Source organism: Devosia sp. (assembly GCF_025809055.1).
Classification (GTDB): Bacteria; Pseudomonadota; Alphaproteobacteria; order Rhizobiales; family Devosiaceae; genus Devosia.
Map to the genome: position 1 here is coordinate 2,849,865 of NZ_CP075529.1, position 16,347 is coordinate 2,866,211.

Annotated in this window: 16 protein-coding genes, 1 tRNA gene and 1 pseudogene; 7 read left to right on the forward strand and 11 right to left on the reverse strand. The window is 63.0% G+C overall.

Features of this window, described 5'->3' with window-relative positions; genetic code table 11:
• Window positions 1-38 precede the first annotated feature (38 nt).
• From KIT02_RS13990 to KIT02_RS14005, 4 genes are all read right to left on the reverse strand, one after another.
• Window positions 39-1,400, reverse strand: coding sequence for an ammonium transporter (locus KIT02_RS13990; RefSeq protein ID WP_297578740.1), 1,362 nt, complete (start codon window positions 1,398-1,400; stop codon window positions 39-41).
• Window positions 1,401-1,429: 29 nt separating this feature from the next.
• A complete protein-coding gene (locus KIT02_RS13995) occupies window positions 1,430-1,768 on the reverse strand; it encodes a P-II family nitrogen regulator (RefSeq protein ID WP_297578744.1) in 339 nt (112 codons plus the stop codon).
• A 325-nt stretch (window positions 1,769-2,093) separates the two neighbouring features.
• Complete coding sequence (locus tag KIT02_RS14000; protein ID WP_297578747.1) at window positions 2,094-3,482, reverse strand: ammonium transporter; 1,389 nt, start codon at window positions 3,480-3,482, stop codon at window positions 2,094-2,096.
• A gap of 30 nt (window positions 3,483-3,512) precedes the next feature.
• Window positions 3,513-3,851 carry a P-II family nitrogen regulator gene (locus tag KIT02_RS14005; protein WP_297578751.1) on the reverse strand — a complete coding sequence of 113 codons (339 nt, stop codon included), beginning with the start codon at window positions 3,849-3,851 and terminating at the stop codon, window positions 3,513-3,515.
• 276 nt (window positions 3,852-4,127) lie between these two features.
• Between KIT02_RS14005 and KIT02_RS14010 the strand changes: the two genes are divergently transcribed.
• On the forward strand, window positions 4,128-5,351 hold the full coding sequence (locus KIT02_RS14010) for an FAD-dependent monooxygenase (RefSeq protein WP_297578754.1): 1,224 nt from the start codon (window positions 4,128-4,130) through the stop codon (window positions 5,349-5,351).
• 40 nt (window positions 5,352-5,391) lie between these two features.
• On the opposite strand, the gene KIT02_RS14015 is transcribed toward KIT02_RS14010, so the two are convergent.
• Genes KIT02_RS14015 through KIT02_RS14025 form a run of 3 tightly spaced genes read right to left on the reverse strand, consistent with a single transcriptional unit; the run spans window position 5,392 to window position 7,304 of the window.
• Window positions 5,392-5,613: a Trm112 family protein gene (locus KIT02_RS14015; protein WP_297578757.1), complete on the reverse strand. Its 222-nt coding sequence runs from the start codon at window positions 5,611-5,613 to the stop codon at window positions 5,392-5,394.
• The gene (locus tag KIT02_RS14020; RefSeq protein WP_297578760.1) at window positions 5,613-6,281 is read right to left on the reverse strand and encodes an LON peptidase substrate-binding domain-containing protein; all 669 of its coding nucleotides are present in this window, start codon (window positions 6,279-6,281) and stop codon (window positions 5,613-5,615) included. The genes KIT02_RS14015 and KIT02_RS14020 overlap by 1 nt, the downstream gene beginning before the upstream one ends.
• 9 nt (window positions 6,282-6,290) lie before the next feature.
• The gene (locus KIT02_RS14025) at window positions 6,291-7,304 is read right to left on the reverse strand and encodes a co-chaperone YbbN (protein ID WP_366520605.1); all 1,014 of its coding nucleotides are present in this window, start codon (window positions 7,302-7,304) and stop codon (window positions 6,291-6,293) included.
• Between the two features lie 126 nt (window positions 7,305-7,430).
• On the opposite strand from KIT02_RS14025, the gene KIT02_RS14030 reads away from it, so the two are divergent.
• A tRNA-Gly gene (locus KIT02_RS14030) sits at window positions 7,431-7,505 on the forward strand.
• A 211-nt stretch (window positions 7,506-7,716) separates the two neighbouring features.
• Here the strand turns inward: KIT02_RS14030 and kdgD are convergent.
• From kdgD to KIT02_RS14045, 3 genes are read right to left on the reverse strand one after another with little or no spacing between them, the layout of a single operon-like run.
• The gene (gene kdgD, locus KIT02_RS14035) at window positions 7,717-8,622 is read right to left on the reverse strand and encodes a 5-dehydro-4-deoxyglucarate dehydratase (RefSeq protein ID WP_297585313.1); all 906 of its coding nucleotides are present in this window, start codon (window positions 8,620-8,622) and stop codon (window positions 7,717-7,719) included.
• Window positions 8,623-8,637: 15 nt separating this feature from the next.
• Entirely contained in the window at window positions 8,638-9,612 is a 975-nt protein-coding gene (locus KIT02_RS14040; RefSeq protein ID WP_297578765.1) for a mannonate dehydratase, read from the reverse strand.
• A gap of 59 nt (window positions 9,613-9,671) precedes the next feature.
• On the reverse strand, window positions 9,672-10,382 hold the full coding sequence (locus KIT02_RS14045) for a FadR/GntR family transcriptional regulator (RefSeq protein ID WP_297578768.1): 711 nt from the start codon (window positions 10,380-10,382) through the stop codon (window positions 9,672-9,674).
• Window positions 10,383-10,507: 125 nt separating this feature from the next.
• On the opposite strand from KIT02_RS14045, the gene KIT02_RS14050 reads away from it, so the two are divergent.
• The 5 genes and pseudogenes from KIT02_RS14050 to KIT02_RS14070 all read left to right on the forward strand — a co-directional run bounded on the left by KIT02_RS14050 (window position 10,508) and on the right by KIT02_RS14070 (window position 15,620).
• Window positions 10,508-12,109, forward strand: coding sequence for an ABC transporter substrate-binding protein (locus KIT02_RS14050; RefSeq protein WP_297578771.1), 1,602 nt, complete (start codon window positions 10,508-10,510; stop codon window positions 12,107-12,109).
• Window positions 12,110-12,129: 20 nt separating this feature from the next.
• Window positions 12,130-13,158, forward strand: a complete 1,029-nt coding sequence (locus tag KIT02_RS14055; RefSeq protein ID WP_297578774.1) for an ABC transporter permease — start codon at window positions 12,130-12,132, stop codon at window positions 13,156-13,158.
• 83 nt (window positions 13,159-13,241) lie between these two features.
• Window positions 13,242-14,057, forward strand: a pseudogene (locus KIT02_RS14060) (ABC transporter permease); the annotation flags it as partial.
• Window positions 14,044-14,886, forward strand: a complete 843-nt coding sequence (locus KIT02_RS14065; RefSeq protein ID WP_297578777.1) for an ABC transporter ATP-binding protein — start codon at window positions 14,044-14,046, stop codon at window positions 14,884-14,886. The pseudogene KIT02_RS14060 and the gene KIT02_RS14065, both read left to right, overlap by 14 nt.
• Window positions 14,883-15,620 carry an ABC transporter ATP-binding protein gene (locus KIT02_RS14070; RefSeq protein WP_297578780.1) on the forward strand — a complete coding sequence of 246 codons (738 nt, stop codon included), beginning with the start codon at window positions 14,883-14,885 and terminating at the stop codon, window positions 15,618-15,620. Before KIT02_RS14065 ends, KIT02_RS14070 begins: the two co-directional genes overlap by 4 nt.
• 133 nt (window positions 15,621-15,753) lie before the next feature.
• Here KIT02_RS14070 and KIT02_RS14075 read toward each other — a convergent pair whose 3' ends face one another.
• Window positions 15,754-16,224 (reverse strand): MarR family transcriptional regulator, encoded by a 471-nt coding sequence (locus KIT02_RS14075; RefSeq protein ID WP_297578783.1) that lies wholly within the window; start codon window positions 16,222-16,224, stop codon window positions 15,754-15,756.
• Window positions 16,225-16,347 lie beyond the last annotated feature (123 nt).

The following is a 16,347-nucleotide window of genomic DNA, read 5'->3' on the forward strand; positions in this document are numbered from 1 at the left end:
GAAGTGGCGGGGGCGGTGAAACCGGCCGCCGCTTCGGCTCAGTTGTAGGCGCGCTCGCCGTGGGTCGAGAGATCGAGACCGTCGCTTTCGGCCGATTCGGAGACCTTGGCGCCGCCGAACAGGGCCTTGACGATCAGCATGGCGATCAGTGCCACGACGCCGGACCACAGGATCGCCACGATGACGCTGGTGAGCTGGATCATGAACTGGCCGCCCATGTCATAGCCATCGAGCGGGTAGCCGCCGAAGGACGGATTGGCGACGATGGCAGTGCCCAGCGCGCCGACAATGCCGCCAACGCCATGGATACCGAACACATCGAGGCTGTCGTCATACTTGAGCAGCGGCTTGAGGTTGACCACGGCCCACAGGCACACAAAGCCGGCAATCGCGCCGAGGACGATGGCGCCGCCGACGCCGGAGAAGCCGGCGGCGGGGGTGATGGCAACCAGGCCGGCAACGGCACCAGAGACGGCACCCAGTGCAGAGGCGTGACCACGGGTGACTTTTTCACCCAGCGCCCAGGCCAGCGCGCCGGCGGCCGGAGCCAGGACCGTGTTGATCAGGGCCACAGCGGTGAGCGCATTGGCTTCCAGGTTCGATCCGGCATTGAAGCCGAACCAGCCGAACCACAGCAGGCCTGCACCGATATAGGTCAGCACCAGGTTATGGGGCGGAATGGGCTCCTTCATATAGCCCATGCGCGGCCCCAGGATCAGTGCGGCGACGAGCGCTGCAACACCGGAATTGATATGCACGACCGTGCCGCCGGCAAAGTCATAGGCGCCCATGCCGTAGAGCAGGCCGGCGCCGGACCACACCATGTGGGCCATGGGCACATAGGAGAAGGTGAACCAGATGGCCAGGAATGCCATCAGCGCCCCGAACTTCATGCGCTCGGCAATGCCGCCGACGATGAGGGTCGAGGTGATGCAGGCAAAGGTCAACTGGAAGACCACAAACACCATTTCGGGCAGTTCGAACCCGGCCGAGAAGGTGGCGGCCGTCGATTCGAGCGTCACGCCCGAGAGGAAGAACTTGGAGAAGTCACCGATGAATGCGGAAAGCCCGCCTTCGGTGGGGCCGGCAAAGGCCAGCGAATAGCCATAGGCCACCCAGAGGATGGCAATCATCGAAAAGCCGAGGAACACCTGGGTCAGCACCGACAGGATGTTCTTGGCGCGGACGAGGCCGCCATAGAACAGGGCCAGGCCCGGAATGGTCATGACGATGACCACCATGGTGGATACGAGCATCCAGGCCACGTCACCCTTGTCGACCACCGCGGCGGCTTCGGCGACGGCCTCGGCGGCCGGGGCGGCGGCATCCTGCGCAAAGGCGGGAAGCGCCATCAGAAGGGAGGCCGCGGCTGCACCCCCCAGGACATTGGACAGTTTCATCGGGAAAGTCTCCGGATTGGGGAAGCGGCTCACAGCGCGGATGCGCCGGTTTCGCCGGTGCGGATGCGGGTGACGGCCAGAAGGTCGAGAATGAAGATCTTGCCATCGCCGATACGGCCGGTCTGGGCGGCATCGCGGATGGCGGTGCTGACAGAATCGGCCAGGGCCTCGTCGACGGCGATTTCCAGCTTCAGCTTGGGCAGGAAGTGCACCGCATATTCGGTGCCGCGATAGATTTCGGAATGGCCTTTCTGCCGGCCATAGCCCTTCACTTCGGTAACGGTCATGCCGTGCACGTCGAGTGAATTGAGCGCCTGCCTGACCTCTTCGAGGCGGGACGGCTTGATGATGGCAACCACCAGTTTCATGTGACCCCCTTGGCGCCGGCATGGCGCGGTGTGGAATGCACAAAAGAGAGTCAAGTCGCGTGCCAAATGGGCGGCGCGATTTTTCTAGTTATATATCAGTGAGTTAAGGTGGTGGGGTGCAGAGGGTCGTAGAATTGTGCAGCGATTTGCACAATTGTTAGTCAATCTCGACCTGTTCCGCACAAAAATCAGGCAAAGCTTGCCGGGGGTGTGCAGTCCGCGCATTTGCGAGTGGGAAGCCTCTGTGGCGGGCCAAGAGGGGCGCGAACTGCACGCCGCCGGCAAGGCGGCAGGCGGTGGCCGGCTGTCGCCGGCCACCAGGGCGTTACTTGAACTCGGGATAGGCTTCGATACCGATCTCGGCCTTGTCGAGGCCCAGCTCTTCATCTTCGGCCGACGGGCGCAGGCCCATGACCGCCTTGAGGATGAACCAGACCACGAAGCTGACCACGAAGACGAACACGCCGACGATGACGATCGAGAGCAGCTGGCTGCCCAGATTGGCATCGGAATTGGTGAACACCACCGCGATCGTGCCCCAGATGCCGGCCAGCAGGTGAACCGGGATGGCGCCGACCACGTCGTCGATCTTGAGGCGGTCGAGCAGCGGCACCGAGAACACCACGATCAGCCCGCCAACGGCGCCGATCAATGTGGCTGTACCCAGGCCCGGCGTCAGCGGCTCGGCGGTTACCGAGACGAGGCCGGCCAGAGCGCCGTTGATCACGAAGGTCAGGTCGAACTTCTTGTAGATGATGCCGCTGAGGATCAGTGCGGCCAGGGCGCCGCCGACAGCGCCGGCATTGGTATTGGCCATGATGCGGCCAACATCGGCAACGTCACCCACCGAGCCCATGGCGAGCTGGGAAGCGCCGTTGAAGCCGAACCAGCCGAGCCACAGAATGAACATGCCCAGCGTGGCGAGCGGCATGGACGAACCCGGCATGGCATTGACTGTACCATCGGCATTGTACTTGCCCTTGCGGGCCCCGAGCAGGATGGCGCCGGCGAGAGCGGCCCAGCCGCCCACGGAGTGAACCACCGTCGAGCCGGCGAAGTCGAGGAAGCCGAACTGGCTGTCGAGGAAGCCGCCGCCCCACTTCCAGGAGGCCTGGATCGGGTAGATGAGGCCGGTCAGGACCACAACGAAGATCAGGAACGGCACCAGCTTGATGCGTTCGGCCAGCGTGCCCGAAACGATCGAGGCGGCGGTGGCGCAGAACATGACCTGGAAGAAGAAGTCCGAGCTGGTTGCGGCATAGGAGAAGTCATCGGCGGTGTCGGCGGTGATGCCGACGGCTTCGAGAATGGCAATGCCGAAGGCGCCGAGATAGCCGCCCGTTTCATCCGAGCCAATGGCCCAGTTGCCCAGCGGATACATGAGATTGTAGCCGATGAGATAGTACATGAAGCAGGCGATGCCGAAGAGCGAGATGTTCTTGAGCAGTTGCATGGAGGTGTTCTTGGTGCGCACCATGCCCGCTTCGACCATGGCAAAGCCGGCGGCCATGAAGAAGACGAGGATGCCGCCAAGCAGCATCAGCAGGGAATTGAGGATGAACACCACGTCGGCCGAAACGCCTTCGCTCACGGTCGCGGCGGCTTCAGCAGCCTCGGCCGGGGCCGCATCTTGCCCGAGGGCGGGCAGGGCGAGCAGAAGCGAAGCCAGTGCCACGCCGCCCGCGATCTTTAGGGGAGTCTTGTACCCTGTCATTGTTTTGTTTCTCCTGAAGTTCGGGTGGCGTCAGAGGGCCGACGCGCCGGTTTCACCGGTGCGGATGCGGGTGACGGCCAGAAGGTCGAGGACGAAAATCTTGCCATCGCCGATGCGGCCGGTCTGGGCGGCGTCGCGAATGGCGGCGCTCACCGAATCGGCCAGAGCGTCATCAACGGCGATTTCGACTTTGAGCTTGGGCAGGAAGTGCACCGCATATTCGGTGCCGCGATAGATTTCCGAGTGGCCCTTTTGACGGCCATAGCCCTTCACTTCGGTGACGGTCATGCCATGCACGTCGAGTGAGTTCAGCGCCTGGCGCACCTCCTCGAGCCGTGATGGTTTGATAATGGCAACCACTAGTTTCATTGCTTCCCCTTTCGTGCCTCTGCGGTGTTACGCGAGGAAAGGGACTCAACTATTGTGCCAAACTGTCCTTTGAATCTGTAAGCATCAGTAAAATAACAGCTTTTTTGGTTGAAGCCTCATTCGGGCAAGTGTGGCAGGATTGCGGCGACACCTTGTTATGATGAAAAAGCGGGCAAAATTGCAAAAATGCCTAGAAATGCACCACAAGCTGCGGCGCTTCGCACGCTTGCAACCTGGTTGGTGCGGGCAGAGAGTGCCAGCACAAGGAGTACCAAGATGACCAAAGCCTCCAGTTCCTATGATGTCGTGATTGTTGGCGGCGGTCCGGTCGGCATGACCATGGCGCTGGCGCTGGTGCGCTCGGCGCCTGGATTGAGGGTGGCCCTGGTCGACCGGCGGCCCCTCTCGGTGCCCCGCGATAACCGCGCTTCTGCCATTGCAGCAGGTGTGCGCCGGGTTTTCGAGGCGCTCGACGTGTGGCCCCAGATGGACGCAGGGGCCCAGCCTATCCTCGCCATGAACATTACCGATTCAGGGCATGGCGACATGGCGCGGCCGCTGTTCCTGCGGTTCGATGGCGAAGTCGCGCCCGGCGAGCCTTTCGCCCATATGGTCCCGAACCAGGCCAGCGCTGCCGCGCTGCTGGCCGCGATAGAGGGCGCTATTGATGTCATAGCTCCGGCCGAGATAACGGCCTGGTCGGGCGAGGGCGCCTTTTCTCGCCTCGACCTTGCTGACGGGCGGCAGGTGACGGCGCCTCTGGTCATCGCGGCGGATGGCGCCATGTCGGCCCTGCGCGGCTGGGCCGGTATCGGCACAATCGGCCATGACTATCGGCAGACCGGTCTGGTCGCCACCATCGCCCACGAATTGCCCCATGATGGCGTGGCCTACGAACATTTCCGCCCCTCCGGGCCCTTTGCCAGCCTGCCACTGCCCGGCAATCGCTCGTCGCTGGTCTGGACCGAGAGCAACGAGGATGCAAAACGCCTTCTATCCCTGCCGGCCGAGGCGCAGGTGGAGGCCATTGAAGAGGCGATGGGGTCGGTGCTGGGCGGCGTGACGCTCGAGGACAAGCTGGCCGGCTTCCCGCTGCGGCTGCAACTGGCCAGGAGTTTTGTCGGGCCGCGCCTGGCCCTGATCGGCGACGCCGCCCATGTCGTGCACCCGATTGCCGGGCAGGGGCTCAATCTCGGGCTCAAGGACGTGGCAGCGCTTGCCGAAGTCATTGTCGAGGCCATGCGATTGGGTCTCGATCATGGCAGTGTCGATGTCATCGAACGCTACCAGGCCTGGCGGCGGCTCGACACGGCCGCGATGGCCATGGTGACCGACACCATGAATCGCCTGTTCTCCAACGACATTGCCCCGGTGCGAGCCCTGCGCGATTTTGGCCTCGGCCTGGTCGACCGGGCCGGGCCGGTGAAGTCTGCCCTGATCCGCGCCGCCTCCGGCGTCGGCGGCGGTGCCCCTCGGCTCCTGAGCGGCCTGCCTATCTGAGCGCCCTTTGCTGGATGAATGCGTTTCGACCATGAACGCCCTAACTGTGGCGGTGCAATTCTTCGGGGTCGAGATTGCGGGCCTCTTCGAGGCTGAGCAGCGGCACGCCGCGCAGGATGGGGAAGGCGAGGCGCGCGGCGACCGAGATCAGTTCGGTCTTGTCGGCCGAAAGCATCAGCCGCGTCTTGGTCAGCGGGCAGACCAGCATTTCGAGCGCGCGGGGATCGACAACATGCCGGCTATCGGGCGCGGTCTCCGCCATCAGTTGAGAGGCGCGGCCCCGTCCGAGCCGCCTCGCGCCATCTCATATTCGGTCATGGCAATCAGCGTCTCGGCGCGCGCTTCAAGGGTTGGCGCCTCAAGCAGGACCTGTTTTTCCGCCGCGCCATAGGGCGAGACCATGCAGCAGAAATTGACGAGGTCGGCCGTTCCGGTGGATTCGATCTCTTCCCAGTTGAGCTCGATATTGGCGTATTCGGCATAGTCACGCATCATCTTGACGAAGCGCGGGCGGTCCACCCGGTCTTCTCCGAAGTCACGCGTGAAGTCGCTGGAAAATTCCTCGGCGCTGATGGCGCATTGCCGATAGGCGGTCATCACCGTCAATTCGTGCACGATGCGAAACCGCGTCACCCCTTCGAGGATGATGAAATAGCGGCCATCCCCGCTTTCCTCGAAATGCGTCAGGCGCCCAAGACATCCGATCCGCTGTAGCGGCGCCCGTCCCTTGGGACTTTCCTCGCTCGTGTCCTCGGGCTGGATCAACCCGATCAGCCGGTCGCCGCGCAGGGCCGCGTCCACCATTTCGACATAGCGCGGCTCGAAAACATTGAGCGGGCGATGCGAAAAGGGCAGCAGCAATGCGCCGCTCAGCGGAAACACGGGGACCGACTTGGGCAGATCAGCGGGACTGGCAGGACGCTTTGGCATGACGCTGGCTCAGGCGAACAGGGCGGCCGACAGCAGGCGCCGGCCCTTGAGTGTTGCCGGATCCTTGGGCCCCCAGGCCTCGAAGAATTCGAGCAGCTTCTTGCGGGCGGCATCCTCGTTCCAGTCCCGATCCTTCTTGAAGATGGTGACCAGTTCCTGCGCCGCCTCAAGGTGCTGCCCGGCAGCGTTGTACACCAGAGCCAGGTCGAACCGGGCCTGATGATCGTCCGGATTGGCGGCAAGCGCTGCTTGCAGCGTTGCGGCCTCCGAGAGGTCAGCCGCCTCATCCTGGAGCTTTATGGCATTGGCGACGGCAAGGTAGGCCTCGTCCGAGCGCTTGTCTTCGGGCACCATGTCGAGCGTGACCCGGGCCTGCTCGGTTTCGCCGGCCGAAAGATAAATGGAGGCGAGCCCCGTCAGGGCTTCGACATTGTCCGGGGCGTGCTGCAGCACCATGCCGAAAATCTGTGCCGCCTGGCCCAGATCGCCGGCATCGCGGGCCTGCCCGGCAACCTTGAGCGCCTCGGCGATCTGGCTTTCGAGCGTTTCGCCCTCGGCGCCTTCACCAGCCGGGGCACCGGCGATCACGCGCTCGGCAAAGCGGCGCACTTCGCCCTCGGGCATGGCACCCATGAACCCATCCACGGGACGCCCGCCGGAGAAGGCAAAGACGGCAGGAATGGACTGGACGCCCAGTTGGCCGGCAATCTGGGGGTGCTCGTCGATATTGATCTTGACCAGCTTGATCTGTCCGGCCTTCTCGGTCACGACCTTTTCGATGGCCGGCCCGAGCTGGCGGCAGGGGCCGCACCAGGGCGCCCAGAAATCCACCAATACCGGCACGTCCTGGGATGCATCGATCACATCGGTCTTGAAGCCGGCATCGCTGCCATCCTTGACGAGGCTGGCCGGGTTCGGAGCGGCGCCCGGGGCGCCGTTGAAGGATAGGGACATGGCAATGTGCTCTTCGGCTTGCGAATAGATGAAGCTTTCCGGCCCTTTTTGCGCCTGCCATCGCTTCACTGGCAAGCCCGTTTCCCACAGCATTGCGACAAGATGACGTTCGCGCGAAAATCTGGGTTGCAATCAGCCGGTCGATTGGGCATATAGGCCCGCGTCGCCGCACTTCCAAGTGCAGCTGACTGGAGCGCGGGTGTAGCTCAGGGGTAGAGCATAACCTTGCCAAGGTTAGGGTCGTGGGTTCGAATCCCATCGCCCGCTCCAATTTCCAAGGTATCGCAAGCCTTGGTGCAAAGGGTCCTTCGGGACCCTTTTTGTTTTCCGCTCGCATCAATGTCGTTGGCCAAGGCTCCCGCGCGGTGCAAACTCGTGGCGGGTCATGCCCAGTGCCCCGGGACGGCTGAGCAGAAAAGACAAGGGCCCGCCCGGCGCATGCCGGACAGGCCCGTTGCGGCAAGGGAGGTGCCGGAGGCGTTCAGGCGATGGTCTCGACCAGCGCCCTGAGTTCGGTCATTTCATCAGCGGTGAGATTGGTCAGGGGCGGACGCACCGGGCCGGCCTGCCGTCCGCGCGCCTCAAGCCCCGCCTTGATGATCGAGACGGCGTAACCCTTCTTGCGGTTGCGCAGGGCGACGAGCGGGAAGAAGAAGTCCTTGAGGATACGATCGGTTGTGTCCTTCTCGCCGGCCCGCAGGGCCGAGTAGAAGGTTTGCGCCAACTCGGGCACGAAGTTGAAGACGGCAGACGAATAGGTGGTCACGCCGGCCGAAAAATAGGCTTGTGCATAGAGCTCATGGGTCGGCATGCCGCCGATATAGACGAGGCGATCCCTAAGCCGTGTGGTGATCTCGATGACACGGTCAACTTCGCCATGGCCGTCCTTGAAGCCGATCAGGTTCGGGCAAGTGTCGGTCAGCCGCTGCAAACTGTCTGCGGTCAAAAGGCAATTGTCGCGATTATAGACAACCACCCCAATGCCGACCGAGTCGCAGACAGCCTTGACATGCGCCACCAGTCCTTCCTGCTCGGCATACATCAGGTAGGGCGGCAGCAGCAGGATGCCGTCGGCGCCGGCGCTCTCCGCGGCCCGGGCCATCTCAATGGCGAGCGCGGTGCCATAGGCGGCGCCGCCAACAATGGGCGTGCGGCCGGCGCTGGCCTTGGCAACCCTGGTCGCATGGGCCACTTCCTGCGGCGTCAGTGAAAAAATCTCGCCCGTGCCGCCGGGTGCGAACAGGACGGCGGCGCCGAACCCATCCAGCCAGTCGATATGGGCCCGATAGGCGTCTTCGTCGAAGCTCAGATCCGGCTTGAAGGTGGTGATGGGGAAAGAAAGCAGGCCGCTGCCAAGGGCAGCCTTGAGCTCATTGGGGGTCATCAGACTAGTCCTGGGCAATTAGTAGGTGTTGAGGGCCTGCAGCAGCGCTGCGGTGTAGCCATAGCAGAACGCGAACGCGACACCCTGCGGATCGCGGCCGGAAATCGTGGGCACATGATCGGGCATGATCATGTATTTGTAGCCCACTTCCTTATAGACCTTGAGCGAAGCGGCCATGTCCATGTCGCCTTCATCCGGGAAGGTCTCGGTGAAGGACAGTTTCCCGCCGCGAATATTGCGGAAATGCAGGTTGAAGATCTTGTCGCGGCTGCCAAACCAGCGGATGACGTCTTCAATTTCAGCACGGGGATTGTCGAGCATTTCCCCGACCGTGCCCTGGCAGAAATTGAGGCCGTGATAGGGGTTTTCGCGCATCTGCACGAATTTTTTCAATCCCTCGACGGTGCCGAGGACGCGGGTGACCCCCTTGTAGCCGGGCGGGGTATAGGGATCGTGCGGGTGACAGGCCAGGCGAACCTTGTTGCTTTCGGCAACCGGAATCACGCGCTCGAGGAAATAGTCGATGCGCTCCCAGTTCTCGTCCTCCGACAGCACACCGGCAAGGCCTGGCGCGGCGTTCTGGTCGGTCTGGTCCCAGCGGAAGGAGGCATTGAGCGAACCGCCGCGCCCGCGTTCATCAGGCGTCCGGGGAATGCCAATGAGGTTGAGATTGTACTTGGCGGCGGGAATGCCGGCGGCGGCGCAGTTCTCGATCAGCGTGCAGATCGCATCAATCTGCCGGTCGCGATCAGGTCCGGCCAGCAGGATGTCGGGATAAGTGGCCGTTTCAATGGGGCTCGAGGGCAGGGGCAGCTGGATCATGTCGAGGACGAGGCCGAAGCTCTCGACCTTGTCCCGCAGTGCCTTGAGGTCATCGAGCGTCCAGGTGCCGAGCCTGGTATAGGGATCCTGGCAGATATGCTTGATGCCAAGCTGCGACCAGACGCGATAATCGTCGTCCTCGCGCGCCTGAAGTTGGGTCCCTACATACATGTCGTCCTCCGAAGTTGAGATATGACATAATATGATTTTGGGGTGGTGTCGAGATATTGTTAGCGAGCGAGGCGTCGATAGCGCTTCTGGCTGCCGGTGAGATGATCGCGCATGGCCTGGCGCGCCGCATCCGGATCCTGTTCTGAAATGGCGTCGAGGATGCGCTCGTGCTCGTTGAGAACTTTTTGCAGATAGTCCCGGCTTTCCGCATCCGGCAGCGTCGGAAACTGGCCGCGAGGGATGGATCGGGAGCCGAACCGATGCAGGGTATCGAGGAAATGCCGGTTGTTGGCGGCCTTGGCGACGGCCTCGTGAAAGCTGAAATCGGCATCGACCGTGGGTTCGCCCGCCTCGACACGGGTGGCCAGCAACTGGTTGGCGCTGCGGATATCGGCCTCCTGCTGGGCTGACCTGCGATAGGCGGCAATGGCGGCGGCTTCGGTCTCGACGGCGATACGAAATTCAATCATTTCAAGAGTTTGCGGGATACTCTGGACCTCGATGGGGGTAAGCGCGCGGACCGGGTCGAGGCCGGCCGAATCGGTGACGAACATGCCCTTGCCCTGCACCGGCGTAACCAGTCCGGCTGCGCGCAGCTCGGCGATCGCCTCGCGCACCACGGTTCGGCTGACTTCGAACTGTGCCTCGAGCTGGGGTTCGGTCGGCAGGCGACCGCCCACCTCAATGGCCCCGCTTTCGATCTGGCTTTTCAGCTCGTCGATCACGGTCTGGGCCAGGCGCTGGCGACGGCGGGTGGGTAACTGTTCCATGGTTTCGACCTGCTTTCCGCATCAGGAATGCCAACCCTATTGCATTCGGGCTGGAAAACTCATAGTCATATTACGACATACCAAGGACATCGCATGTCCTCATGGTAGCGTGTGGAGGAATTTTTATGAAGCATGTTTCGAAGGCGCTGCTGATCGGCGCTGCACTGGCCGCGATGACGGCAATGGCGCCGGCCACATTCGCCGCCACGCCCAACGACCAGTTGATCATCGGTACGTCTCTGGCCCAGGTGCTTTCGCTCGATCCGCAGCAGGGTACAGAGGTCAAGACTCAGGAAATCCTGGCCAATACCTATGATCGCCTGGTTTCCTGGAGCGAAGCCGACGGCAATGCGATCAAGGGCGAGCTCGCAGAAAGCTGGGATATCGACGACACCGGCATCACCTTCCATCTGCGCGATGCCACCTTTGCCTCGGGCAATCCGGTGACCGCGGCCGACGTGGTCTTCTCGCTCACGCGCCTGCTCAAGCTCGACCAATCGGCCGCTGCCGGTTTCAAGACTTTCGGCTATAATGGCGATACGATCGAGAGCCTCGTTTCGGCAGTGGACGACAAGACGTTCCGGATCGAATTGACCGATGCCGTCACCGCGCAATCGCTGCTCTACCGTCTGTCGAACGGTGTCGCCAGCGTGGTCGACAGCGTCGAAGTGCAGAAGCATGTGGTCAACAATGACTACGGCAATGAATGGCTGCGCACCAATACGGCCGGTTCGGGCCCCTATGTGCTCAGCCGCTGGACGCCCAACGATATTGTTATCCTCGAAGCCAATGCCCAGTTCTGGGGCGGCGAGCCGGCCATGCGCCGCGTCGTCTTCCGCCATGCGCCCGAAAGCCAGGCTGCGCGCCTGATGCTCGAGCGCGGTGATATCGATATCGCCAATGCGCTGACGGCGCCGGATGTGCGCACCTTTGACGGCAAGGACGGTTTTGCCATCGACCAGGTCAAGACCGGCGGCTTCTACGTACTGGCGATGAATGCCGGCCATGAGGCACTGGCCAATCCACTGGTGCGCGAGGCGATTGCCTATTCCATTGATTACCAGGGGATCGCCGAAACGGTTCTCGGTCCCTATGGGCGGGCGCGCAATGTGCCGGTGCCTGAGGACTGGGAGGGCGCCATTGCCAATCCGGATTGGTCATTCCAGCCGGAAAAGGCAAAGGAACTGCTCTCCGAAGCTGGTTATCCCGATGGATTTGCGCTGACCATCAAGACCATCGCCCAGGCGCCGCGCGTGGATCTGGCAACCGCCATCCAGGCCAATCTTGCCGAGGTCGGTATCGATGTGAGCATCCAGCAGGGCAATGGTGCCGATATCGTGGCCGCTCACCGCGCGCGTGATTTCGACCTGCTGCTGCCCCAGAATGGTGCGGCCGAGCCCACGGCCCTTGGGGCGCTCGACAACTTCACCAACAATCCCGACAACTCACTCGAAGCCAACAATGCCGGCAACTTCGTCTGGCGTTCGGCTTGGGACATTACCGAGCTCAACAGCCTGCGGGCCGCAGCCAACCAGGAACGCGACCCGGCGAAGCGTCTCGAGATGGCGGTCGAATTGCAGGAAAAGTTCATCGCGGCCGTACCGGCGGTGCTGCCCATGTTCGAGCGGTTCGAGCCGGTGGTGGTCAGTGCGCGCGTGCAGGGCTATGACGGCCACCCCTGGTCCCTGACGCGACTGGACCAGATTACCAAGACCGACGGTAACTAAACCGGACCGAGTGACCGATCATGAAGGAATTCACTTTCGTTGAGCTGGGCAAGCGTATCGGGCAATTGCTCGTCAGCCTGTTCTTCCTGCTCGTCGTCACCTTTGTGATCGGTCGCGTTCTGCCCACGGATCCGGTTGGCGCCATCGTCGGTGAGCTTGCCGACCCGGCAACTTACCAGGCGATGCGCCAGCGGCTTGGGCTAGACCTGCCCGTCTATCAGCAGTTCTGGGTCTATCTGACCTCATTGCTGCAGGGGGACCTGGGCACGGCCATCCTCACCGGGAACCCGGTGATCAAGGATCTCAGCACGGCCTTCCCGGCCACGCTTGAACTGGCCACTCTCGCCATCATCCTCTCGACCGTGATCGGCGTGCCGCTGGGCATGACTGCGGCCTTCTTCCGCGACACCTGGTTCGACCAGTTTGCGCGGGTGATTTCCCTTGTCGGCCACTCCATCCCGGTGTTCTGGTTCGGCATTGTGGGCCTCGTGATTTTCTATGCCACGCTCAACTGGGTCGGCGGCCCGGGCCGGGTCGATATCTATCTCGAAGGCCTGGTCGAGCCCCGCACCGGGATGCTGCTGATCGACAGCCTGTTGGCCGGGGACACGGAAGTGTTCTGGAACGCGGTCAGCCACATCATCCTGCCGGCCTGCATCCTGGCCTACTCTGCCATGGCCTATATCACCCGCATGACCCGCAGCTTCACGCTGGAGCAGCTCAACCAGGACTATGTGGTGGCCGCACGCGCCAAGGGCGCGTCCAACTGGCGGATCGTCAGCGGGCACCTGTTGCCCAATATCGCGGTGCAACTCGTTACCGTCCTGGCCATTTCCTATGGCGGGCTGCTCGAAGGCGCGGTTGTCACCGAAGTGGTCTTCTCCTGGCCCGGCATCGGTCAGTACATGACCAATGCACTGATGATCGGCGACATGAATGCTGTCGTGGCCGGCACTCTCATCATCGGCTTTATCTTCATGCTGCTCAATTTCCTGTCGGACCTGGCCTATCTCGTGCTGGACCCGCGCACCCGCGAGGTGACCGCATGAGCCTCCAGCAGTCCACAAGTCCGCGCGCCAATCCGGCACTGATGCTGTCCCGCGCCCGCCGCAGCCTCAATGGCGCGCTCGCCAAACTGGCGCGGGAGCCGGTCGGCATGTTCGGCCTTCTGGTGCTGAGCCTATTGGTCGTCGTGGCCATCTTCGCGCCGCTGATTGCTCCCTATAATCCCGTGTCGCAGAACCTGAGCCAGGCGCTGCAGCCACCGAGCTGGGCGCATTGGGCGGGTACGGACGAGTTCGGTCGCGATATTCTCTCGCGCCTTATCTATGGCACCCGCATTACCATCCAGACGGTGCTGGCCGTTACCCTGATCGTCGGTCCCATCGGCATGCTGATCGGCATCGTTGCCGGCTTTGTCGGCGGGCGCACCGACGCCATCCTGATGCGGTTTACCGATATCGTGCTGTCCTTCCCCTCCCTGATCCTCGCCCTGGCCTTTGCCGCGGCGATGGGCGCGGGGCTCCAGACGGCCATCATCGCCATCTCGTTGACGGGTTGGCCGCCAATTGCCCGCCTGGCGCGTGCCGAAACGCTGATCGTGCGCAATACCGACTACGTTGCGGCCGCCCGGCTCTACGGCGCATCCCCCTTGCGCCTGCTGTTCCTCTATATCGCCCCAATGTGCATTCCCTCGGTCGTCGTCCGCCTGACGCTGAACATGGCCGGGATCATCCTTACGGCGGCCGCGCTGGGATTTCTCGGCCTGGGCGCGCAGCCGCCAACGCCCGAATGGGGGGCCATGATCTCGAGCGGGCGCCAGTTCATGCTCGACAACTGGTGGGTCGCGGTCATGCCTGGCATCGCCATCCTGCTCACCAGCCTGGCCTTCAACCTGGTCGGCGACGCCTTGCGCGACATTCTGGATCCACGCCATGCCCGCTCCTGAGACCGTTCTGACCGTTCGCAACCTCTCGGTCCGCTTCGGGCGCTCCGCCCTCCGCGCCGTCGACGGCGTCAGCCTGGATCTGGGCACCGAGCGACTTGGCATTGTCGGGGAGTCAGGGTCGGGCAAATCCACGCTGGGCCGGGCCATCATGCGCCTGTTGCCGGCCGCTGCCACAGTCGCGGCCGATCAACTCGATTTCGACGGCGTGCCGTTGCTCTCCCGGTCGGAGCGCGACATGCGCGGCCTGCGCGGCAATCGCATGGCGCTGATCATGCAGGACCCGCGCTATTCGCTGAACCCGGTGCTGCCGGTGGGCAAGCAGGTGGCCGAGGCGGCCCTGTTGCACCAGAAGGTGGACCGCAAGCAGGCCCATGTCCTGGCGGCCGACATGCTGGCGCGGGTGCGCATTGCCGATGTCGAGCGGGTCATGCGCCTCTATCCGCATCAGATTTCCGGCGGCATGGGCCAGCGGGTGATGATTGCCATGATGCTGCTGGCCAAGCCCCGCCTGGTTGTTGCAGACGAACCCACCTCGGCGCTCGATGTCAGCGTGCGCGGCGAAGTGCTGCGGCTGCTCGACGGGCTGGTGCGCGAGAACAATTCGGGGCTGATGCTGATCAGCCATGACATAAGAATGGTCGCCGCCTTCTGTCAGCGCATTCTGGTCATGTACAAGGGCCGCGTGGTCGAGACGCTCACCCGGCTGGATGAGGCACAACACCCCTATACCCGCGGACTGATCGCGGCCATGCCCGACCCGCGCAATCCCGTGCAGCGCCTGCAGACGCTCGATCGGGCCGTGATCGATGCGGCGGAGGTGCGGGCATGATCGAAGTCAGCGCGCTTTCGGTATCCTTTGGCAGCGGCGAAGCCCGCCGTCAGGTGGTCAAGGGTGTCTCCTTCTCCGTCGACAAGGGTGAGACCCTCGGCATCGTCGGCGAGTCAGGCTGCGGCAAATCGACGGTCCTGCGCTCGCTGGCGGGGCTGGATCGCCATTGGGAAGGGACAATCAGCCTCGGCGGAACTCCGGTCGATCGCGAACGCAGCCGCGAGCAATTGAAGCGGGCGCAGATGGTGTTTCAGGATCCCTATGGCTCCATCCATCCCCGTCACCGCATCGAACGTGTGCTTGCCGAACCGGCTCGCGCCATGAAGACCGGGGATGGCTGGGGACAGGTTGCCTCCGCACTCGAACAGGTCGGCCTTCCTGCCGGCTTTGCCGAGCGCTTTCCGCACGAGCTGTCAGGCGGCCAGCGCCAGCGTGTCGCCATCGCCCGTGCGCTCATGCTGCAGCCCGAAATCCTGCTGCTCGACGAGCCGACCTCCGCCCTCGATGTGTCGGTCCAGGCAGAGGTGCTGAACCTGCTTTCCGATCTGCGTGATGCCCGAAATCTCACCTATGTCCTGGTGAGCCATGACCTGGCCGTGATCGCCCATATGTGCGACCGGGTGCTGGTGATGAAGGATGGGGTCTTTGTCGACGAACTGACCCGTCAGGACCTTCAGGAGGCCCGGACGCATCACGACTATTCCAGGCAGCTGTTCGAGGCGAGTTTCCTCTAGGGCGCTTCACGTTCTGACGGAATCTGAACGAGCGCTCTCGGTGTTTGATTAGTCACGTTTTCGACCCTCGGGTCGATGCCCGAGGAGAAAAGTGGTGCCCACTTTTCTGGAAAACGCTCCAGCCAGCCGTCGCTCAGACAGCGTCGTCCTGCCGCGGTTCGCGAACCCGCTGCACCGCCTGGGTCAGGGCGGCCAACCCGGTGCGCAGCGCCTCGTGCTCGTGCTCGGACAATTCGGCCAGGATCAGCTTGGCGCGGGCATTGACCTCGGGCAGGGCCTCGGCAAACAGGCTCCGGCCGCGTTTGGTGCATTTGTAGACGCGTAGCCGGCGATCTTCGGCGGGTACCGAACGGGTGATCAGGCCCTTGTCCTGCAGGCGCTGCGAGGCACGGCTCACCTGGACGGCGTCCAGTGTCGTGCGGCGCGACAGCTCGGACGACGACACTTCCTTTTCCTCGGCCAGGAGGAACAGCAGGCGCCATTCTTCCCGGCTCAGGCCATATTGCCGCCCATAGACCTCGACCAGCAGCCTGGAGAAGCCCTCTGCGGCTACGGCCAGCTGATAGGGGAAGAAGTCGTCCAATGTTACGGCATCGTCATTCATGCCGCGATCTCCCGTCATCAAGGGGTGGGCCGCTCGCTTTCGGCCCACGCCACCATATCCACGACCATTTCACTTGCAATCAAACAAATGCGTGCGGAACCGATTTGTTGCATCGATTTCGAT